This is a genomic window from Chryseobacterium sp. CG10_8 (assembly GCF_058117085.1).
This window is the reverse complement of the sequence record NZ_JBYVEB010000050.1, coordinates 1-22376: the sequence shown is the minus strand read 5'-3', so window position 1 is coordinate 22376 and position 22376 is coordinate 1. Positions and strand designations below refer to the sequence as shown.

Sequence of the window (22376 nt, the reverse complement as noted above, 5' to 3'; positions counted from 1 at the left end):
TAATTTTTATTTTAATTATTTAACACGCCTGAACATTTCCTTTTTGTAGTTCATTAGAAAAACACCCGCAATAATTAACAACGCTGCAACGACAAATTTCAATGTGATTTCTTCGTCAAGAATCAACCGACCTAAAATTATAGCAATCACGGTGTTGACATAATTAAGCATGGATACTTGAGATGGATTCAACTTTTTTAAGGCATAAAGAAAAGCATTAAAGGCTATCACTGAACCAAAAATCCCTAAATACAAAACGCTTCCAAACGATCTCCAAGTCCAACTTTCGAATTGATAATTCTCTGTTGTTACCAATGCTAGAATCATCTGTACAAGTCCTGCAAACGAAAATTGATAGAATAGATTCAATAAAATATTATCAGTATTAACGCTGATGGTTTTTGTATAAAGCGTTCCTGACGCCCATCCTAAAATTCCGATGAAAAGAATTATAATCCCAAAACGATAATCTGGATTAAGCAAATCTTGAAGTCCATTCCAGAAAATTAAGAGGATTCCGCTAAATCCCAAAAGTAGTCCCAAAATGGATTGTAATTTGAATTTTTCTATTTTCAAGAGTACTCCGCCTAAAAAAACCATGAGCGGAGCAGTTCCTGTAAGCACAGAGGTCAAACTGCTTGTGATATATTTTTCTGCAATCGTTGTAAAACCATTGGCGATAATTAGCATCAATGTCGACAGTATAATTTGGTTAAGAAAATTCTTCCAACCAATCCATTTCATTTGTTTTTTAGAAAGTAGAATGATAAAAACCAAAATTGCAGCGATACTTTGTCTGATGCCCGTTACAAACCAAGGCGGTATTGTTTCTACTGCAACCCGAATTCCCAAATAGGTGGTTCCCCAAACGATGGCAACGATAAGAATGGATAATATTAGTTTGTAGTCTTTAATGATTCTTACGACGAAGTAGTCTGAGGTTTTTTTGAATTTAATTTGACAAAGAAAGCACAAATAAGGCATATCGCAACCAACATGACCCAAAGTGAATTGTATCCCAAATGATCAGCGATAAAAGCACCAAAAAATGGAGCCAAAATTCCTGATAAAGACCAAGTCATTGTATAAACGGAAGCATAATTACCTCGACTTTCTACATCTGAAGCATTGACGACAAAAGTATTAATGAAAGGTAAGGTCAACATTTCGCTGATGGTAAGCAAAATGATTGAAATCGCTGCAACTAAAACAGGATAAACAGGGATTAATAGAGCTGCAAAACTTGCTGCGGCAAAGATAATTCCTAAATAAATGTAGAAGACGTCTCGATTTTTTCTTTGTAAATGTTGAATTAAGACCATTTCGAAAATCGCGATAAGGATTCCGTTGGAGCCGAGTATAATTCCTATCACGGACTCATTGATATGTTTTTCGTCTTTCCAGAATACTGGAACAAATTTGAATACCACCAAAAAAGATGAAATGTAAAACAGGATAATTAACATGAACTTCATGTAATGTGCATCCTTCCAAGGAGATTTTGGTTTTACGGATTGCTTTGCTTTTTCTTTTATTTTCTTTAAAGATTCGTTTACAGACGGAAGTAGCAACAAAATAAGTACTCCCACCAAGATATTCGTAATTCCTTCTACAATGAAAAGCAATTGGTAATCGATGGCTGCAATAATTCCACCAAGTCCAGTTCCTAAACCCATACCTAGATTCACCGCAAAACGATTGAGAGAATAGGATTTGGTAATCATTTCAGGCTTAGAATAATGCGCAATCGCAGTGAAATTGGCTGGACGAAATGACTCTCCAATCCATCCAATGAGGACAGAAAGCACACATATTAAATGGAAGTCTCTGGTCTGTGAAAAAAGCAAATAAAGAATTCCAGTAACGATGCTGGTAGAAATTTGGGTACTGCGAAATCCAATTTTTTTGATCAAAAATCCGCCACTTAATGAACCCAAAACAGCTCCAATTCCGAAAAGTGTTATCACAATTCCTGCTTCTGATATGCTTTTGTGAAGAAAATTAGTGACATATACGCTCATGAAAACAGCAGCCATCGTCCCCATGCGATTGACAAGCATGACGAAGGAGAGGAGCCAGTTTTCTTTACTGAGTCCACTGAAAGCAGTCTTATAAGTATGTAAAATTCTATTAAAAATCAATTGAGATGGTGTTTTTCTAGAAAAGTCATGCAAAAGTAGAGTAAAGTCGTTGGTTTTGGACAAACAAAATGGAATTTGTCTAGATAATTCTTCTATTTTTTTTAAATTTGAAAATCTAATCAATATCAAAATGGTCGGAATAATTATGGGAAGCCAAAGTGATTTGGCGATTATGCAGCAAGCTGCAGATTTTTTACAATCTTTGGATATTCCGTTTGAATTGACGGTGGTTTCAGCGCACAGAACGCCAGAAAGAATGTTTGATTATGCGAAAACAGCTAAAGAACGAGGTCTGAAAGTCATCGTTGCTGGAGCAGGAGGAGCAGCTCATTTACCTGGAATGGTGGCTAGTTGTACAACGCTCCCAGTAATTGGAGTACCTATTTTGTCTAGTAATTCGATTGACGGATGGGATTCTGTACTATCGATTTTACAGATGCCTTCAGGAATTCCTGTTGCAACAGTAGCTTTAAATGGAGCTACCAACGCTGGAATCTTGGCTGCAAAAATTGTCGGTGCTTCTGATGAAACGATTTCTAAGAAATTAGAAATCTATCAAAATCAATTAAAAGAAAAAGTCTTGAGTTCGGTAGAGGAGATTAAAACAAAATTTCCGAATTCGTTTGACCAATAAGAACTTATAATGAAAAAATCATCTTTTTGAAAGATGATTTTTTTAGTTCATCAACCAATGAAGAGCAGAAGGAAGTTCTCTTGACCAGTAAGATTCGCTGTGGGTGCCATCTTCATCAAATTTGGTTTTGATATTTTTAGGATTCATGCCTTCTTTAATCAAAGTGGGAATTACTTCCTCAACATCTGCGACCATTTCTTCCGATTCTTTTCTGCCAGCAAGGAAATAGATCTTAGAATGTTTCAGGTTTTTTGAATTCTTCCGAATGAAAACCATCAATTCATTTTTTTGGAACCAAAAACTTGGGCTGAATATTCCTAGTCTCCCAAACTTTTCAGGGTATTTGATCCCAGTGTAGAAAGAAATGAGCCCACCCATAGAACTTCCAATTATCAATGTGTTTTTGGGTTGAGGTAAGGTTCGGTACGTTTTGTCTATATAAGGTTTCAAAGTCAATGCGAGAAAGTCCGCGAACATATCGCCTTTTCCACCTCCATATTTCTCGTTTTCCCAAGGAGAATACTCGTTAAGCCTTTCTGGTCCGCCATTCTCAATTCCGATAATAATAGCACCTCTTTTTCCCTCGGAATTTAGTTGGTCCATTGTTTCGTCCGCCATCCATTCTCCTGAAAAAGAAAGCGCAGCGTCAAAGAGATTTTGGGCATCTTCCATATAAATCACAGGATATTTCTTCTTAGAATTATCATAATCAGGAGGAAGGTAAATCCAAATTCTTCTCGTTGTCTTCAGTTGCGGAATGTTGAATTTTTCGCTTAATATTTTAACATTCTTGGAAGCAGTATTTTGTTTAGTAATGATTTTTTGCCAATAAAGTATTTGATTTTCAATGTATTTGCTATTTGTAATATTGAGTGTTCTGTTGGGGATTTGGTTTCCTTGTTGATCTCCTTCGACTGTTTCCCAACTTCCTAAGGTGAACTTGTATTCTAAGTTAGTGTTATCGTTATCAATGTGTTGCGAAGGTATATCGATGCTATAGATCTCGTTTTCATTTCTTTGAAGTTTGAAATTTTCATCTTTTGGATTCCAATTATTAATGGATGAAGCCAAATATATTTCTGCGTTTTTCGGTGTGCTTTCGGGGACGGAAGTTACTTTGATGGTTATTTGTGAGTTGATTAAAGAGTTCATCATCAGAAAAATAAAGAAGGGAAATAGGTGATTTTTCATGTGATAAATTTACGATAAAAATGTATTTGCCTTCGATTTTGGTCATAAAAAAACCTTGCCAAAATCATCGTTTTGACAAGGTTAAAATAACAATTTATTCAAACATTTATAACACGCCAGTTTGTTGCATACACCATTTCATTTTCTCGTAAGTTCTTTGGATATCATGATCCAGACCGATAGAGAAGCGAATGAGCCCTTGGGAAAGTCCCATTTCTTTTTGTTCATCTTCTGGGATTTCTGATGAAGTGGAAGTTCCAGAAGCGGTGAAAAGGGTTTTGTAGAATCCTAAGCTTACAGCAAGGTAACCTAGATTTTCGTTTTGCATTAATTCCATTAATTCGTTAGCTTTTTCCACTGTTTTAACATCGACAGTTAGAAGTCCACCAAATCCATATTCTTTGTGCATCATGGATTTGTAGAGTTCATGATTTTTATGAGAAGGAAGCCCTGGATATTTCACAATAAGTCCATCTTCTTCAAATTTTTGAGCAAGGAATAATGCGTTTTCGCTATGTTTTTGAATTCTAATATGTAGCGTTCTTAGATTTTTGAGCATACTCGCAGCTCGAAGACTGTCCATGGTTGGTCCTAGTAACATACATGCACCAGAATTAACATCTTTCGTTGAATTGATGAAATCCAAAGTACCACAATAAACTCCACCTACTGAATCACTACTTCCATTGATGAATTTCGTTAGACTGTGGACGACAACATCTGCACCCAAAAGTTTTGGTGAAACAGAAAGGGGAGAGAAGGTATTATCGACAACTAATTTCAAATTGTGCTTTTTGGCGATTTCAGCAAGACCTTTGATGTCAGCAATTTCTAATAATGGATTACTCACCGTTTCGCAGAAAATTACTTTTGTATCTGGAGTGATGGAGTTTTCCACCGCTTCCAAATTGGTAATGTCAACGAAAGTGGTATTAATCCTTAAACCAGGTAAGAAGTTCTTCATAAAGGCATAAGTTCCGCCGTAAATCGTTCTGCTAGATACAATGTGGTTTCCGCTTTTGCAAAGTTGCAACAAAACAGAAGTAATGGCGCCCATTCCCGAAGCAGTAACATTGGCACTCTCTGTGCCTTCTAATTGAGCTAAAGCTTGTGCAAGATACAGATTACTTGGTGATGAATGACGTGAGTAAAGGTAGCAACCATCGGTATTGCCTTCAAAAGTGTCAAACATGGTTTTTGCCGAAAGAAATGTATAGGTTGAAGAGTCAGAGATCGAAGGATTAACTCCACCAAATTCTCCAAAGTATTGCAAATCCTGAATGTTATTGGCTGCGTTGAATTGTTCCATTTATTATAAGTTTAAGCTAGGCTCAAATTGCTTATTTATAAAATCAAAAACAATATTTGGTGAAATATTTAGAAAATATAACTATATTTGAATTCAGTAGTAGAATTAGAATCTATATTGTGATTCTCAATTTAATTTAATCCAAAAATATTTCGGTAATGATGGACGAAAAAGATAAAAAACTGCTTTTTTTGCTTCAAGAAAATTCAAAAAAAACCACCAAAGAGTTAGCGAGTCAACTCGATTTGTCGGTGACTGCCGTTTTTGAACGAATCAAAAAGTTGGAAAAAAATGAAGTCATCCAAAAGTATGTTGCCCTGATTGACAAGGAAAAAGTTCATCGTAATTTCATTGTGCTTTGTCATGTTAAACTAATTCAACACAAGAAAGAGTACATTACCCAATTCGAAAAGGAAATCTGCAAGTTTTCGGAGGTTTTAGAGTGCTTCCATGTGAGTGGAGATTATGATTATATTCTGAAAATCTGCGTTGAAGATATCCAAGATTATCGAGAATTTATGGTAACCAAACTCACCAACTTGCAACACATAGCAAGCACCCAAAGTTCCTTCACCATTAAAGAGGTTAAAAATACGACGACTGTGGTTTTAGAATAATTTTCCGTGGAAAAAATCCATCAAATCCATGTAGTTTTTTTGATTGACACCATGTCCATTCATGTACTCACGAAACGTGAAGAAGCAACTAAGATCGTATAACAAATCTGCAGCTTTTCTTCCCCATTCTAGTGGGATGACCACATCTTCGGTTCCGTGGGAAATAAAGAATTTTAGATGTTTCAATTCTTTTTTGTCCGCAATTTGAGTGAGAAGTCGAGGTTCTGGATAGCAGCTTAAACACGCGACTCTAGTAAATAATTCGGGTACTCGAAGTGCTAATGCGTAAGAAAGCATACCACCTTGACTGAAGCCACATAAATGGGTTTCGTTGTCTGCAAGTCCGTAATGATTGGAGATTTCTAAGATGCTTCTCAAAATCATGTCCAAAGATTCTTTTGCTTGTTCAACATTAATTGCACTTTTTTCGTTCATGAAATCGAGGTCAAACCAAGAGTAACCCCCAAACTGAAGTTCTCTTGGTGCGCGGAAGCTTACCACAATCCAATCTTCAGGAAGGGTGGGAGTGAAGGAAAACAAATCTTCTTCATTACTTCCGTAACCATGAAGCATGAAAATAATTGGGGTTTTAGGAGTGATATGTTGAGGTTCTCTTACGAGGTATTTTAATTCCATTTCAATTTAATTTGATGGTGCAAATGTAGAGAAAGTATTTTTCTGTTGGGTCGATTTAGATGGATTGTTGAAGATTTTTATGCGGAAGATTGATGATGTAATTATCAATTTAAAAGGCTATCTTGCCGTTTCCCTTGGTCAAGATTACAGAAATTTTATATAACTAAAGTATAGATTTAATTAAAAACTGTTTTAACATATGATTAGTAATTATTTATAGATTTTAAATAAAATTTACTTTAAATAATTTGTATCGAATTTTTGGTGTGTTTTTTGTTAAGCGAAGTTCTTTTTGTAGCTCATTTTCGGACGGAAGTCGTTTTTTTGATTGTGATAATTATGGGCTTTTCTTTTGGAAGAAATCAAGAATTGAAAAATTAAAATTTCAAAAATTTAATGGTTGAGAATTATTTTTCAAAAAAAAGAACTATATTTGGTTTGTAAAAATCAAAGATTCCATGGATAAAAACTACTTTAAGAAATTTTTTAAGCCCTCATTTTTTCTTATCGCGACTTTGTCATTGCTGACTATTTCTACAAATTGTAAAAAGGATGACGAGGAAGACCCTTATAAGGATGTAACGGTGTATTTCTCAGTCCAAGCTCTTGAAAACGCAACGATTAGTTCAGCGGTAACTCAAGTTGGGGTTAAGCAATCCACGGATTTTACAGTAACAACTACCACTTGGACAACACCAGCACAGATTGTCAACACTTCAGTAGGAGCTTTGCATGTTGCTTCTACGGGTTTTGGAGTTGATACAGATTCTAAAATCATTGTGAAGATTTTTGTTGATGGTGAAATGAAGGCAGTGGATACCGCTTCTGGATATGGAAATCTTTTAGCAAAAACTTCTGTTAACTTTTTAGAACAATAAGTTTCTGAAAGTCTAGAAATAATATAAAGCCGAATCCGTAGATTCGGCTTTTTTTGGTTTTTACTCGTTAGGACTGTTTTCTCTATTGGTAGTATGATAGTTCTTCAAAGCTCTTGAGATTTTCTTTTCAATCCTATCTTTTAGCTTTTTTGGTGCTAAAACCGTCAAACTCTCGCCGAAACCAAGAATCATACGTTCTAATTCGAAATTTAATTGAACTTTAATTTTAAAGGTTACCTCACCGTTTTCTTTACTCATAATTTCTTGTGAATGATGAAAAGGTTTGGTCCTCACATAAGGTGAATTTTCTGAATCTACTTTAAAAATAACTGTTTGTGGCCTCGAATTTTCAGCGACGGTAACGCCGATAACATCTTGATAAAAATCGTCGCCATTAATGTTTTTATCGACATAGGTGTCGTTTGTTGTTTCGACTTTTTCAATACGGTCAAGAGCGAGATTCCACATTTTATTTTTGTGCCATGTCAAAAGAAACCAACGATTATTGTACTCTTTCAACAATTGTGGATGTACTACATAATCTTGTGCAGTTCTTGCCTTAAATGATTTGTATTGGATTCTCAGAACCTTTTTGTTGGCAATTGCTTGATACAGGTCATCAATATATTCTAAACCTTTTAATCGTTCATTTTTATCCAAATGAATAATTGCTTTTTTCTGTGTCGAAAAAACCGAATCTTCCAATTTCTGAAGCACGCCATTCATTTCCTTAAACACCGAAAAATCTTTGAACTGTTTCAAAAGCTGAATCGCATAATTCATGACTTTGATATCGTTATCGTTTACAGGAATATTTCGAATGCTGTAGTTTTCGTCGGAATAGCGGTAATATTTCCTTTGATAAACTTCAATAGGCGCTTCATAACCCAATTTTTCGCTCCGCATATTCTGAATATCCAACTGAATGGTTCTTTTGCTGACCAAATCATATTTCCCTTCATATTCGTACAAAGCATCGGAACAAGCTTCCATTAAATCCTCCAAAGTCCAAAATTTTCGTCTATTTCGTAGACAATTATCAATGGTTTTGTATCGGATGAGTGCGTTTTTATTGGATGACATTTTTCGGAGTTATAATAGATTAATTTCCTTTTCTAAGTTTGTTCTTGCAGATTTTTCATAGCGATTGTAGAATTCTTCGGTAAGATAAATCCTATCCTTTTCGAGGAAGTGTTGTAGAACCTTTTTTCGTCCAGGTTTATATAAAAGATTGGGATAAATTTTATATTCTTTTCTGATGTTTTTAAAGTAAGATTGGTATTCGTTCCAACTTCTTCCTAAAACCGCCAAATCAAAATCAACCAGCCATTTTTCATCTGAAGTCAAAGCGTTGTGATGTTTAGTCGCCAAAATCATTTCATTCAAAATTTTGGTATCTATTGAAGTATTTTTAAAAATTTCAACCGCCAATTCCGCACTTTTTTCCTCATTATCTTTTCTGCTCACTTTGTAGATCGCATCATGATAAAAAATAGCCAACTGCATTTCTTGAAAGCTTTGAATTTCACTTTGATATTGAAAACAATTTTGCATCATATCCTCAATATGTGTCCAATTGTGATAATGTCTTGATTTTGACGAATAGGCTTTATCCAATTGCTTCCAGAGCTTTTCTAATTCAATTTCGGTGAAATTGAGATTTTGCAAAAGCTCTTCAAAGTGAAATTTCAAATTCATATTTGATTTTGTAAAAATTTAAAATTAACCAATCAATATTCTATTTTTTAACCAAAGCTTCTCCCTCAAAAGAAATTCCATCCCAACCGAACGCCATAAAATTGCGGATATTTTGGTGGTCTTCAGCTTCAGGATTTCCTAAGACATCAGTTCTGTAAAAATCTCCAAATAATAATAAGGTTTCTTCTTTTGATAGGTTATTCAATTTTGCAAAACTGAAAACTTTGCAAGAACCGTTATTCTGATTGGCTTCATTCACAGTATTTCCATTCGTGAATTTGGTAGGTGTAAAGTCATAATTTTCGTCAATATAAGCTATGACTTCTTTGAAATCGATGGTTTCCGGAGCGTTCTTTAGTTGTACTAAAATCATTTTAAATTAAATTTTTTCAAAAGTATTTAAAAATGACGAATTACGCACAGGTAATGCGCAGAAGACTTCGATGCTGAATGACATATTGAATGTCTATTTTTTAAGAAATCGGTATAGGTAAGGAGCTTTGTTTTGGGTGCCAGTATAATGTTTTTCGAGGCGCTCCAACATATTAAGACTTAGGATTTTTCTTTGGAAATTATTTCTTCTGTATTGTTCTCCCATAATAGTTTCGTACAAAAGTTGAAGGTCTTTCATGGTGAATTTTTCGGGTAACAGATTACTTCCAACAATTTTATAATCGAGATTTTTTTTAAGATGTTCTAGCCCTTTTTGTATTATTTCTTCATGGTCAAATGCCATTTTGGGAAGTTGGTGAACATCAAACCACTCGCAGACTTCATTGAAGGAATCTGGAAATGTATGAGAAAGAGTATAATCTATTAATGCATAATATCCAACAGTAACAAATCTTTTATAAATCCAGTGGTTTTTATCAATAGTAATTCCTTTATTTTTTAAGAGCTCTTGGTGAGGGTTGTTTTCAGTTCTTTTTTTACTTCCAAAAGTGAAAAACTGTTCAAGATACACCTCTTCAAGATGGGTTCTTTCAAAAAGGATTCGATTGGCTGCGTCATCCAAATCTTCATCATCAAAAATAAATCCACCAGGAACTGACCACAAGTCAAGTTCATGATATTTTAGAAGTAAGACTTTCAGTGTATTATTATGGAAGCCAAAAATCACACAATCTACCGAGAGCTGATTGATGAAATTTTTGGTTTCAATAAGCTCTTGTAGGGACAGTTTGTTCTTGGAATCATCTGGTTTCATACCGTTTGTTTTTCTTTACTACCTTTTAAAAGTATAATCATAAAAAATAATGCCAAAATTAGGGGAATTGTTGCAAATAGAAGGTACTTATCTCCTAAATTTTTTTGAAAAAGAAAAGAGGTGGATAGAGAACCAAATGAACTTCCTAAAGATGAAAAAATTATGATATAAGAGGCTAAAGTGACTACTGAACTGTTGGCTCTATTGGTTATGAAAACCGAATTGATAACTGGATACAGTGGTGAAATCAATACTCCAAAGACTGGGAAAATAACGACCAATGCAAGTGCGTTTCCAGGAAACAATTTGATATACGAAAATCCTAGTATTAAGAAAATAATGCTTAGAACACAACGCGTTACAAAATATTTGGTCGGCGAAGTTCTTTTTAAACGATATCCAGCAATGATTCTTCCCAAAAATGAAAATAATGCCATAAAAGCTGAAGCCTGTAAGGCAAAAAAAGAACTTACCTTCAGTTGGCTTGAGAAATAAGTTGGAAGCCAAGAATTGAAAATTTGCTCAGCGAAAACAATTAAAAAAATAATGGCGAAAACGCCCAGCATGCTTTTGATTTGGACTTTGTCTTCTTTAATATTGATTGTTTCTACATTTTGTTTTTGTTCTGTTTGCACTAAGGGATTTAGGAAAAGTAAAATAGAACCAATAATCGCAAATAGACCAATGATCCAGAATCCATAATTCCAGGAATCGCTGAAAGAGCTGTTGAAAATAAGAGCGAACTCCATATTAATTAAGAATATTCCAAGCATAAAGGAAGCCTCAGTGCTGCTCATCAGAGAAGCAAAAGATTTTTCATCGGTAGTGATACTTTTAATAATTGAGAAAACGCAGATTTTGCCTATAGAAAAGGCTATTCCAATAAGTATAAACCAAATTTTGACAAACCAAAAGTGCGGTAAAAAAGGAATACTAAAACAGCATAATGCAACAATTAGTAGGCTGATTGATAGTGATTTTGTTGCGGGGTATCTATTGAGGTGTTGGGCAAAGAAAATGGAGACCAATGCAATTGGCAAATCCTTGAAAAATTCTAATGAACCTAGTCCCGTATAAGATTGCGACTTAGCTTCCGAATATTTTAAAATTACGATACTCATCGAATTTAATAGCATAGAGAAAACGATGAAGCTTAGGAAAAGACAAATTTTAACTACGTGATTACTATTTTTTGAGTTCAATATTGTTTACGTTAGATTTTGGTTTAATTTTAATTAAACAAATGTTTAATTTTCGATATTTTATTCACTATAATAGTTCGTAAAAATACTATAAATATGGGGATTATATCATAGTTTGCAATTTTTTTTGCATATGTTAATTAAACGATTATCTTTATTGTCTCCAAATGAGAATATAAAAACTATTTATATATGAACAGAAATTTATCTAAACATTTATGTCTAGTCGCAGCGTTATATTTCACTGCACAGTTCCAAGCGCAAGAGAAAGACACCTTAAAAGAAAAGAAGATTGATGAGGTGGTTTTGATAGGCTATGGAGGAGTAAAAAAACAACAGCTTACAAGTGCGGTATCAACTGTTAAGTCAGATGCTTTTGATAACAGACCAATTTACAATGTTGGACAAGGATTACAAGGGAATGCAGCGGGGGTAACTGTTGTGCAACCATCTGGAAAACCAGGGTCCACATTAGAAATCAAGATTAGAGGAAATATCTCTGTTAATTCGAGTACATCGCCTTTATATGTTGTTGATGGAATACAGACTTATGATATTTCGGGGATTAACCCTGATGATATTGTTGAGATGACAATTTTGAAGGATGCGACGACGGCGGCAATTTATGGTGTTAATGGTAGTAGTGGTGTTGTGATTATTACGACAAAACGGGGTAAGTTTAATAAGAGTCAACTATCATTTAATGCATATGTCGGTGTTTCCAATGTTTCGAAGAAGCTAGATGTTCTTAGTCTTGATCAGTATAAGTCTTTACTACAGGAGATTAGTACTTCTAATTATAATACAGCAAATAATCCGCGATATAGTGGTATCAATACTGATTGGCAAGAGGAAATCTATCAAACTGGTATTGATCAGAATTATAATGTTGGTTATTCTTTTGGGAATGAAAGTCTAAGAGCTTATACCTCCATTGGATATCAAGGTATCAAAGGAATCATAAGTCCTTCTGATTTCAAAAGAGTATCTGTCAAGTTAAATATGGATGTGGATTTGGCTTCATGGCTTAAACTAACTTCGTCTTTTAACTATTATAATACACAATTAGCTAATACTTCTGACAACTTAAGTACCGCAAGAGGTGGAGTTGTATTGTCTTCATTGGTTACGCCAAGATTTTTACCAATTTATGGTAATCAAATTAATTTTATTTCTGGTGATACAGCAGTTTATAATGCTGATGGAAGTATTAAAGCGGGATACAATCCTGGCCAGTTTACTCCCAATCCATTTCAATCATCATGGGAAAATCCGGTTGCTTATCAATCCTCCACCGATGATACCGAAAAACAGAGATTCATGAGTAATTTGGGGTTAGATGTTAAGATAACGAAAGGTCTCACATGGAAACCTAGTATCATGTACGATGTAACTGACTCCAATCAAATAGTCTTTCAAGACGGCTACCAAACAAATTATGGTAGACAAAAAAAAGGTATTGGTTCCAAAAGAAATATCAATTCGTCTAACTACATCCTAGATAATACTTTGAATTATTCCTTTAAAAGAGAGGCTCATGATCTTGCATTGCTGGCAGGAACTTCACTTCAAGAACAAAGGTATACTAGAGATGATTTTGATGGTGAAGACTTTGATTCGGGAGTAACAGAATTTAACTACGAACTTGCAAAAATTAAGACTGAAAGTCTATACAAAGACCATACAAGATATGTTTCGTTTTATGGAAGAGCAGTTTATACTTTCAAAAATAAGTATACAATAATGGGAGTTATGAGGGCGTCAGGAGCTTCTCCTCTTGCAGAAAATAATAAATGGGGTTATTTCCCAGGTGTTTCTGCCTCTTGGTTGGTTTCTGGTGAGGACTTTATGAAAGACAGTAAAACGTTTTCTGAGTTGAAGTTAAGAGGAGGTTGGGGAAGAACAGGAAATATCTCAGGAATTCCACCTTATTCTTATGTAGATTTACAAAGAGAGAGTTATTTGGGATCTGGAGTTTGGAGTCCAATCCAAGTTAAGAACGAAAACTTAACATGGGAGACTACCGATGATGTCAACTTCGGTTTAGACTTTGGATTTATTAATAATAGAATTAAGCTTACTGCTGATTTTTATAAAAGAGATACCAAAGATTTGTTAATGTATTTGGTATTTCCAGGTATGGGTTCAGGAAAAGAATATCGATATAATGGTGGTTCTATTGAGAATAAGGGTATGGAATATAACCTTACTACAAAAAATGTTAAATCGGATAGTTTTTCTTGGGATACTAATTTAAATATCTCATTTTATAAAAACGAAGTTACAAGCCTCAATTATCAGCAATATTTTGATGCTGCAAGTTTTGAAACAGTTGGAGAGTCAGCTGTTAGGATTGAAACAGGTCAGCCTGTTGGAGCTTTCTATGGTTATGTTGTAGATCAAGTTAATCCAACTAATGGGGAGTTGCTATATAAGGATCTTAATGGGAATGGTTACTTTGATCCAGGAGATAGAACTACTATTGGAAACCCTAATCCTAATTTTACGTTTGGATTTACTAATAATTTTAAATTTAAGAACTTATACCTGGACGTTTTATTTACAGGTTCTCAAGGTAATGATGTTTTTAATGCTTCAAGACTTGATTTAGAATTAATGAGTGATTTCAAAAACCAATCAACGGTGGTACTTGATCGCTGGACACCAACTAATACAATAACCAATATTCCAAAGGCAGGTACTTCTACCGCTTTACATATCTCCGACCGTTTTGTTGAGGATGGCTCATTTGTTAAGTTAAAAGCTGTGACATTAGGTTATAACATAAAAAAATCCTTTAAAGGAGTTAGTAATATTAACCTGTATGTAACTGGACAGAATTTGGTTACATGGACAGACTATACTGGATTTGATCCTGAGGTTAATTATACAACAGCAAACGGAGTTTCTGGTGTTGATTATGGAACTTATCCTCAAGTAAGAACATTTATTTTCGGCTTAAAAGCCAGCTTTTAATTCTTTAAACGATGAATATAATGAAAACCAACAATAAAATTTTAATAGGAGCATTGGCTTTATCTTTAACCAGCTTTGCCCTTACTTCATGTAATAGATATTTGGATACAGAACCATTAACTGACCAAGTTGTAGTAGATGATGGGACGGTAATTGCGAACGCTGCCGCTGCAGAGTCTCGAATTAAATCAATTTATTCAGAATTTGGAGGAGAGTATTTTCAATTAGATTATTTCTTTAATGGAGATGCGCAAACTGATGTGGCATATTCGGGCGCCGATAATGTTCAGAACTTTCAACAAGATGAGTATCGTATACTTTCAACTAATACTAATGTTAATAGGGATTGGAATTATTTAGCAAACATCATTTATAAGTGTAATGTTCTTATTACCTACATTGATCAAGCAACTGATCTTACAGCGACCAGAAAAGCAGAGATTTTAGCAGAAGCTAAAACTGTGCGTGCATTGGCAAACTTCCACGGGACTCAACTTTGGGGAGATTATCCTATAGTCACCAAAGCATATATTTCTGTAAATTCTGACAATTTTAATGAAGCTTATCCTCAGTTATATCCTTCAAGGAAACCTGCTTCTGAAGTTTATGACTTTATTATTAGTGATCTTGAATCGATTATTTCGATCGCGCCAGCAAGTCCTAATAAATATAAAGTTAACAAAGGAGCAGTTCTTGCTTTACTTGCAAAAGCTTATGCGACAAAGCCAAGTCCAGATTACGCCAAATCGCTACAATATTGTAATCAAGTAATTGCCGAGGGATATACACTACTTTCGTCTTTCGAATATTTGTTTGATAATCTTCATGAAGGTAACAATGAATCGATATGGGAAGTTAACGGTGAAGGTTGGGGAAGTACAGTAGGAGCTTGGGGCACTTTTATGTTTTATGGGACAGATTGGAAAAAATTTATGACTCCTTCCAATGATCTTGTCAAAACATATACCGATGAAGGCGATACACAAAGATTAGCTACTTCGGTTTGGTTTTCTACATCAGCAGTTAGTTGGTCAGACACTTATTGGTCATCAACAGGATATCCATTTGCTTACAAGCAAAGATTGACTGATGGCAAACAGAACTTTTATCTTTTTAGACTTGCTGATATTCTATTAATGAAGGCTGAAGCACTTGCTAAAACAGGGGACCTTTCGGGAGCAGCGACATTGGTAAACCAAGTAAGAGCTAGAGTTGGTTTAGGAAGTGTTACATTTGCTTCGCAAGATGATGCAATCAACAAAATTCTAAAAGAAAGAAAAATGGAACTTGCTTTCGAAGGCCATCGTTGGTTTGATCTTAAAAGAACAGGTAAGTCAGTTGAAGTACTTTCTCAGCAGAAAGATGGCAGCACCACGATTCTCCCTTATGCGGGAAGCATTAACCAGAACAGATTATTATGGCCAATACCTCAAGCACAGATTGATAAGAACCCTAACCTTACCCAAAATCCAGGTTATTAATGTTTAGAAATTATTTACATTCATATCAAACCTTAAGAATTGTTGCACTTCTTAGTGCAACAATTTTTTCAATTTTTTCCTGTGGTACTGTTGTTGATGATTCATCTGATTCATCTGCAAAAAACATAGAAGTTTGGCTTACAAAAGGAGATGAAACTGCAAAAATTCAAAAACAAAATTCAATAAAATTTGGTTTTGCAATCGCAAATTCGACAATGATTGAAGTTGATGATTCTCAAAAATTTCAGACCATTGATGGTTTTGGATTTACTTTAACAGGTGGTAGTGTTCAGGAACTAAATAAACTGAATCCAGTTAAGAGAAAAGCTTTATTGAATGAAATTTTCGGAGTTGATAATAATGCTATTTCTGTAAGTTATTTGAGGTTAAGTATCGGTGCTTCTGATCTTGATGCAGAAGTTTTTTCCTACGACGATATTCCAGCTGGGACGACCGATACCAATTTAGAGTACTTCTCTTTGGCGAGAGATTCTCAATTGATTTCGATGCTAAAAGAGATTTTGGCGATTAATCCTAAGATTAAAATCATCGCTGCGCCTTGGTCACCTCCAGTTTGGATGAAGGATAATGGAAAGTCCATTGGAGGAAGTTTGAAACCTGAATATTACAGTGTTTATGCCAATTATTTTGTGAAATATATTCAAGGTATGAAAGAAGAGGGAATTACTATCGATGCGATTACCCCTCAAAATGAGCCACTTCATCCCGGGAATAATCCAAGTTTGTACATGAGTTCTGACCAGCAAAAAGATTTTATTAAAAATCATTTAGGTCCAACGTTTAAAAATAATGGAATTAAAACCAAAATTGTTGTCTACGACCACAATTGCAACAAACCTGAATATGCAATCAACATTCTGAGCGACCCTGAAGCAAAAAAATACATTGATGGTTCCGCATTTCATTTGTATGAAGGCGATATTTCCGCATTAAGCACCGTTTACAACGCTCATCCTGACAAAAATTTGTACTTCACTGAGCAATGGACAGGTGCTAAAGATGCTTTTAATGGCGACTTCAATTGGCATATGAAAAATGTGGTCATTGGTTCGATGAGAAATTGGAGCAAAATTGCCCTCGAATGGAATTTGGCAAACAGTCCAACTTTCGAACCTCATACTCCCGGTGGTTGTACCGAATGTAAAGGTGCAATTACAGTCAATTCTTCTGAAGATTTCACGAGAAATGTTTCGTATTATATCATTGGTCAAGTTTCGAAATTTGTTCCGCAAAACTCAGTGAGAATAGCTTCGACACAAACCGATAAACTTTCTACAGTTGCATTTTTGACACCTTCTGGAAAGAAAGTTTTAGTGGTTCACAATGACAGCGATACTGCTGAGAATTTTAATGTTAAATATAAGAACAATGCGGTTGCAGTGACCATTCCTGCGAAATCTGCAGCAACCTATATTTTTTAAGTTTAAACAGATTAATTAAATCAAAAGGAGAGGGCTTTAGCCCGTTTTCAAAAAAGATAAATCTTCATTGGCTTTAATCAAAATTTAAAACTCAAAAAAATAAAATCATTGAAACACATCGATTGCGATTTCTTGATTTTTTTAAAATTTAAAATGAAAAAACGTTTAACCTTTTTTTCCTTATTCTATATTTTCTTCTTCGGATTTGCTCAAAAAACAATTCCTCAAAAAGTTGATGAGTTGTTGGCAAAAATGACATTGGAAGAAAAGGCAGGACAGCTTTCTCAACTTAATTCGGATTGGGAAGATTTGACAGGTCCTATTCTTGCAAAAGGCGATGAAGATAAGGTTGCCTTAATTCAACAAGGAAAATTAGGTTCAATTCTCAATGTTCGTTCCGTTGCACAAACGAGAATGCTTCAAGAACATGCCTTGAAATCGAGATTGAAAATTCCATTACTTTTTGGACAAGATGTTATTCACGGATTTCGGACGACGTTTCCTATTAATTTGGGACAAGCTGCAAGTTGGGATTTGGCGATGATTGAAAAATCGGAACGAATTGCCGCAACTGAAGCCGCCGCTTTTGGTATTCATTGGACTTTTGCACCAATGGTCGATATTGCACGTGATCCGAGATGGGGAAGAGTGATGGAAGGAAGTGGCGAAGATACGTATTTGGGAAGCATGATTAGTTCAGCTCGAGTACGAGGTTTTCAAGGAAAAGGTTTAGGAAATATTGATGCAATCATGGCTTGTGCAAAACATTTCGCAGCTTACGGAGCTGCAGTTGGAGGTCGTGATTATAATTCGGTCGATATGAGTTTGAGACAGCTTCACGAAGTGTATTTACCGCCTTTTAAAGCCGCTGCGGAATCGGGTGTTGCAACGTTTATGAACTCGTTTAATGACATCAACGGAATTCCTGCGACAGGTAACAAATACATTCAAAGAGAAATTTTAAAAGGAAAATGGAACTTCAAAGGATTTGTCGTTTCAGATTGGGGAAGCCTTGGAGAAATGGTATATCACGGTTATGCAAAAGATTTGAAAGATGCTTCTATGAAGGGAATTTTGGCAGGAAGTGATATGGATATGGAAAGTCGAGGTTATATGGAATTTCTTCCTCAATTGGTAAAAGAAGGCAAGGTTGATGTCAAATTTGTTGACGATGCTGTTCGCCGAATTTTAACCAAAAAATTTGAATTAGGTTTGTTTGATGACCCTTTCAAATTTTGTAATGAAGAACGACAAAAACAGCAAACCAACAATCTCGAACATCGAAAATTCGGAAGAGAATTTGGTTCAAAAAGTATCGTTTTATTGAAAAATCAAAACAAACTTCTTCCTTTATCAAGAACGACAAAAACAATCGCATTGATTGGGCCTTTCGGAAAAGAGACGGTGGCAAATCATGGTTTTTGGTCGGTTCCTTTCAAAGATGATAGTGAGCGAATTATCAGTCAGTTTGAAGGAATAAAAAATCAGTTGGACAAGAATTCGACTTTACTTTATGCAAAAGGTTGTAATGTCGATGACCAAGACAAATCGATGTTTGCAGAAGCAGTTGAAACAGCAAAAAAAGCTGATGTTGTGATTATGACTTTAGGTGAAGGTCATGCGATGAGTGGAGAAGCGAAAAGCCGTTCTAATATTCATTTTTCGGGAGTTCAGGAAGATTTATTAAAAGAAGTTGCGAAGACCGGGAAACCGATTATTTTGATGGTTAATGCAGGACGACCACTTGTTTTTGATTGGTCTGCAGACAATATTTCGACCATTCTTTACACGTGGTGGTTGGGAACAGAAGCCGGAAATTCTATCGCAGATGTTCTTTTCGGAACGGTAAATCCGGGAGGAAAATTGACGATGTCGTTTCCAAGAACTGAAGGACAAATTCCGATTTATTACAATTATTACAACACAGGAAGACCTGCTTCAAAATCTACTGAGCGAAACTATGTTTCTGCCTATATCGATTTGGATAATGACCCGAAATTTCCTTTTGGATATGGTTTGAGTTATACCGATTTCAAGTATTCTGATTTTAAATTAAATTCAGAAAATTTAGTTGGAAATCAAGTATTAAATATTGAGGTTACTATTTCAAATACAGGTAATTACGACGGTGAAGAAGTGGTTCAACTTTATATTCGAGATTTGGTCGGAAAAGTGGTAAGACCTGTAAAAGAATTGAAAGGCTTTCAGAAAATAGCCTTGAAGAAAGGAGAAAGTAAAACCGTGGGTTTCAAAATCACGCTTGAAAGTTTGAAATTCTACGATGATGAACTGAACTACGATTGGGAAGAAGGAGAGTTTGAAATCATGGTCGGAACCAACTCAAATGACGTGCAAACCAAGAAAATCTATTGGAAAAAATAATTTTGAAATGAATTTAAAATCTCAAATTTTCAAGTATCGTTTTTGTACAACTATTGGTTTTATGGCTTTGGTTGTTGGTTTTGTGATGTCTTGTCATTCGGTTCCTGCAAAGAAATACGGAAAGGAATTGGTTTGGAATGAAGAGTTCAACTACAATGGTTTGCCTGACTCAACCAAATGGAATTATGATGTTGGAGGTGATGGTTACGGAAATCAAGAAGCTCAATTTTATACCAAAAATAGATTAGAAAATGCTAGAGTAGAAGGTGGAAATTTGGTCATCGAAGCCCGAAAGGAAGATTGGCAAAAAAACAAATATACTTCGGCAAGATTACTCACAAGAGGAAAACATTCTTGGAAATACGGAACAATCGAAGTCCGAGCAAAATTGCCAAAAGGTCGTGGAACTTGGCCTGCAATATGGATGATGAGCGAAAATATGAAAGAATGGCCAAATGACGGCGAACTCGACATTATGGAACATGTGGGTTTTCGTGAGGGATTTATTCACGCAACAGCGCATACCAAAAAATATAATTGGGTAGAAGGAACACAGAAAACCGATACCATCATTGTAAAAGATGTGACCGAAAAATTTCATGTCTACAAAATGGATTGGAGTCCCGAAAAAATTGATGTTTATGTGGATGATGAAAAATACTACACTTATGTCAATACTGAGAAAACATACGACGCTTGGCCTTTTGATCAACCTTTCTTTCTCATTCTTAATCTCGCTGTTGGTGGATTTTGGGGTGGCGAAAAAGGAATTGATGATAGTATTTTTCCACAGAAATATTTTGTGGATTATGTGAGGGTTTATCAGTGATTGGGAGTCAATAGTGAATAGTGAGAATGAGGGAATGCTGAAAAGGAAAACTAAGAAAATAGTTGCTAATAAATTCTATAGGATTGGGCTTTAGCCCATTTTAATAAAAATAGAATCAAATGGCTTTAGCCAAAATTTAAATAAGAAAGTTGTTTCACGACTAATCGAAATAAAATTTAAGAAAGTAAAAAGTAATAGTTATGAAAAAAGTTGTTGCAACCGTTTTTCTCTTGGGGATTTTACCAAGTGTAAATGCCCAAAATTTTTGGAAAAATAATTCCAAAAAAACGGCAAGAGTTATCTTGACAAATTCAGCTACAAAGGAAAAATTAGCAGATAAAGGACAAGTGCAGTTTGAAAAATTTCCTCAACCGAAGGAAACCGACGCATGCATTTTTGTTGATCCTGATTTCAAATATCAAAAGCTAATAGGAATTGGCGGTGCAATCACGGATGCTTCCGCAGAAACCTTGTATAAAATGCCGAAAGAAAAGCAAAAAGAAATTTTGGAAGCCTATTACGGAAAGAACGGTTTGGGTTACACGGTAGTCAGAACCAATATGAATTCCTGCGACTTCTCAAGTGATTCTTACACCTATGTTCAAGAGAATGACACTTCTTTGAAGTCATTTTCTGTTGCGCACGATGAAAAGTTCAAAATTCCTATGATTAAGGAAGCCCAAAAATTAATAGGGAAGGACTTTACCTTTTATTTTTCGCCTTGGAGTCCTCCAGCTTGGATGAAATCAAACAAAAATATGTTGAAAGGCGGTCGCTTGGAAAATCAATATTATCAAACTTGGGCAGATTACTATGTGAAATTCATCAATGAATATCAAAAGCGAGGAATCAATGTTTGGGGAATGAGTATTCAAAATGAACCGATGGCCACTCAAAAATGGGAATCTTGTATTTATACGGCAGATGAAGAAGGTGATTTTTTAAGGAATAATCTAGGACCAACGTTATGGAAAAACGGTTTTAAAGATAAAAAAGTCATCATTTGGGACCATAATCGTGATTTGATTTACCAAAGAGCAACCACAACGTTGCAAGATCCAGAAACATCCAAATACGCAAGTGGAATTGGTTATCATTGGTACGAAACATGGAATAACAAATCCCAATTATTTGATAATCTTGAAGAAACTCAAAGAGCTTTCCCTGACAAGTTTTTAGCGTTCACAGAAGGTTGCAAAGAACAATTCAATTTGGATGGAATTTACGATGTTTCGTTAGGCGAATTATATGGACGAAATATTCTAAATGACTTTAACAAAGGAACGGCACTTTGGACAGATTGGAACGTTTTATTAGATGAAACAGGTGGTCCAAATCATGTTGAAAATTTCTGTTTTGCGCCTATTATTGCCGATACCAAGACAGGTGAAGTTCATTACACTTACGAATACTATTATGTAGGACAAGTTTCAAAATACATCAAACCAGGAGCTCAAAGAGTGGGGAATTCTTCTAACAGAGCAGGTTTGACTTCAACAGCTTTCATAAATGAAAATGGTGAATTGGTTACTGTAATTATGAACGAAACCGATAAAGACTTCGACACGTATTTATGGATCGAAGGTCAAGCTGCAAAGCTTTCGGTTCCTGCGCATTCGATACAAACTGTACTGTTATAGTCTTGTAGCAAGTTTTTCAATATTTTAAAGTTAGAAGGTTTATGAGTAATTTCATAAACCTTTTTTTTAAAATTAAATTTTTTCAAAAATATTATGAATATCCGTTTATTTGT

The 22376-nt window shown here is 35.0% G+C and carries 19 protein-coding genes; 9 read left to right on the top strand and 10 right to left on the bottom strand.

What is annotated here, in order from left to right:
- Positions 1-15 precede the first annotated feature (15 nt).
- Both AC4AGG_RS09485 and AC4AGG_RS09480 read right to left on the bottom strand, forming a co-directional pair.
- Positions 16-984 carry a DMT family transporter gene (locus AC4AGG_RS09485; protein ID WP_489771750.1) on the bottom strand — a complete coding sequence of 323 codons (969 nt, stop codon included), beginning with the start codon at positions 982-984 and terminating at the stop codon, positions 16-18.
- Positions 921-2204 carry an MFS transporter gene (locus AC4AGG_RS09480; protein ID WP_489771749.1) on the bottom strand — a complete coding sequence of 428 codons (1284 nt, stop codon included), beginning with the start codon at positions 2202-2204 and terminating at the stop codon, positions 921-923. The genes AC4AGG_RS09485 and AC4AGG_RS09480 overlap by 64 nt, the downstream gene beginning before the upstream one ends.
- 67 nt (positions 2205-2271) lie before the next feature.
- On the opposite strand from AC4AGG_RS09480, the gene purE reads away from it, so the two are divergent.
- Positions 2272-2775 carry a 5-(carboxyamino)imidazole ribonucleotide mutase gene (gene purE / locus AC4AGG_RS09475; RefSeq protein ID WP_489771748.1) on the top strand — a complete coding sequence of 168 codons (504 nt, stop codon included), beginning with the start codon at positions 2272-2274 and terminating at the stop codon, positions 2773-2775.
- A 42-nt stretch (positions 2776-2817) separates the two neighbouring features.
- Here purE and AC4AGG_RS09470 read toward each other — a convergent pair whose 3' ends face one another.
- Together AC4AGG_RS09470 and AC4AGG_RS09465 are read right to left on the bottom strand one after the other, a co-directional pair.
- Positions 2818-3966: an alpha/beta hydrolase-fold protein gene (locus AC4AGG_RS09470; RefSeq protein ID WP_489771747.1), complete on the bottom strand. Its 1149-nt coding sequence runs from the start codon at positions 3964-3966 to the stop codon at positions 2818-2820.
- 106 nt (positions 3967-4072) lie between these two features.
- Positions 4073-5275 carry an aminotransferase class I/II-fold pyridoxal phosphate-dependent enzyme gene (locus tag AC4AGG_RS09465; protein ID WP_489771746.1) on the bottom strand — a complete coding sequence of 401 codons (1203 nt, stop codon included), beginning with the start codon at positions 5273-5275 and terminating at the stop codon, positions 4073-4075.
- Positions 5276-5436: 161 nt separating this feature from the next.
- Between AC4AGG_RS09465 and AC4AGG_RS09460 the strand changes: the two genes are divergently transcribed.
- Positions 5437-5892: an Lrp/AsnC family transcriptional regulator gene (locus AC4AGG_RS09460; protein ID WP_489771751.1), complete on the top strand. Its 456-nt coding sequence runs from the start codon at positions 5437-5439 to the stop codon at positions 5890-5892.
- Here the strand turns inward: AC4AGG_RS09460 and AC4AGG_RS09455 are convergent.
- Complete coding sequence (locus tag AC4AGG_RS09455) at positions 5884-6528, bottom strand: alpha/beta hydrolase (RefSeq protein ID WP_489771745.1); 645 nt, start codon at positions 6526-6528, stop codon at positions 5884-5886. The genes AC4AGG_RS09460 and AC4AGG_RS09455 overlap by 9 nt on opposite strands.
- A 458-nt stretch (positions 6529-6986) precedes the next feature.
- On the opposite strand from AC4AGG_RS09455, the gene AC4AGG_RS09450 reads away from it, so the two are divergent.
- On the top strand, positions 6987-7406 hold the full coding sequence (locus tag AC4AGG_RS09450) for a hypothetical protein (RefSeq protein ID WP_489771744.1): 420 nt from the start codon (positions 6987-6989) through the stop codon (positions 7404-7406).
- Positions 7407-7466: 60 nt separating this feature from the next.
- Here AC4AGG_RS09450 and AC4AGG_RS09445 read toward each other — a convergent pair whose 3' ends face one another.
- The 5 genes from AC4AGG_RS09445 to AC4AGG_RS09425 all read right to left on the bottom strand — a co-directional run bounded on the left by AC4AGG_RS09445 (position 7467) and on the right by AC4AGG_RS09425 (position 11513).
- Complete coding sequence (locus tag AC4AGG_RS09445) at positions 7467-8489, bottom strand: helix-turn-helix transcriptional regulator (protein WP_489771743.1); 1023 nt, start codon at positions 8487-8489, stop codon at positions 7467-7469.
- A 9-nt stretch (positions 8490-8498) separates the two neighbouring features.
- Positions 8499-9104, bottom strand: a complete 606-nt coding sequence (locus AC4AGG_RS09440) for an HD domain-containing protein (protein WP_489771742.1) — start codon at positions 9102-9104, stop codon at positions 8499-8501.
- A gap of 40 nt (positions 9105-9144) precedes the next feature.
- Entirely contained in the window at positions 9145-9477 is a 333-nt protein-coding gene (locus AC4AGG_RS09435) for a HopJ type III effector protein (protein ID WP_489771741.1), read from the bottom strand.
- Between the two features lie 93 nt (positions 9478-9570).
- On the bottom strand, positions 9571-10311 hold the full coding sequence (locus AC4AGG_RS09430) for an NUDIX hydrolase (protein ID WP_489771740.1): 741 nt from the start codon (positions 10309-10311) through the stop codon (positions 9571-9573).
- Positions 10308-11513, bottom strand: coding sequence for an MFS transporter (locus tag AC4AGG_RS09425; protein ID WP_489771739.1), 1206 nt, complete (start codon positions 11511-11513; stop codon positions 10308-10310). Before AC4AGG_RS09425 ends, AC4AGG_RS09430 begins: the two co-directional genes overlap by 4 nt.
- Positions 11514-11705: 192 nt before the next feature.
- On the opposite strand from AC4AGG_RS09425, the gene AC4AGG_RS09420 reads away from it, so the two are divergent.
- The 6 genes from AC4AGG_RS09420 (at position 11706) to AC4AGG_RS09395 (ending at position 22263) form a co-directional block, all read left to right on the top strand.
- Positions 11706-14489, top strand: coding sequence for a SusC/RagA family TonB-linked outer membrane protein (locus AC4AGG_RS09420; protein WP_489771738.1), 2784 nt, complete (start codon positions 11706-11708; stop codon positions 14487-14489).
- 20 nt (positions 14490-14509) lie between these two features.
- On the top strand, positions 14510-15970 hold the full coding sequence (locus tag AC4AGG_RS09415) for a RagB/SusD family nutrient uptake outer membrane protein (RefSeq protein WP_489771737.1): 1461 nt from the start codon (positions 14510-14512) through the stop codon (positions 15968-15970).
- On the top strand, positions 15970-17412 hold the full coding sequence (locus AC4AGG_RS09410; protein WP_489771736.1) for a glycoside hydrolase family 30 protein: 1443 nt from the start codon (positions 15970-15972) through the stop codon (positions 17410-17412). Before AC4AGG_RS09415 ends, AC4AGG_RS09410 begins: the two co-directional genes overlap by 1 nt.
- A gap of 153 nt (positions 17413-17565) precedes the next feature.
- Positions 17566-19794, top strand: a complete 2229-nt coding sequence (locus tag AC4AGG_RS09405; protein WP_489771735.1) for a glycoside hydrolase family 3 N-terminal domain-containing protein — start codon at positions 17566-17568, stop codon at positions 19792-19794.
- Positions 19795-19801: 7 nt separating this feature from the next.
- Positions 19802-20623, top strand: a complete 822-nt coding sequence (locus tag AC4AGG_RS09400) for a glycoside hydrolase family 16 protein (RefSeq protein WP_489771734.1) — start codon at positions 19802-19804, stop codon at positions 20621-20623.
- 200 nt (positions 20624-20823) lie between these two features.
- Positions 20824-22263 carry a glycoside hydrolase family 30 protein gene (locus AC4AGG_RS09395; RefSeq protein WP_489771733.1) on the top strand — a complete coding sequence of 480 codons (1440 nt, stop codon included), beginning with the start codon at positions 20824-20826 and terminating at the stop codon, positions 22261-22263.
- Positions 22264-22376 lie beyond the last annotated feature (113 nt).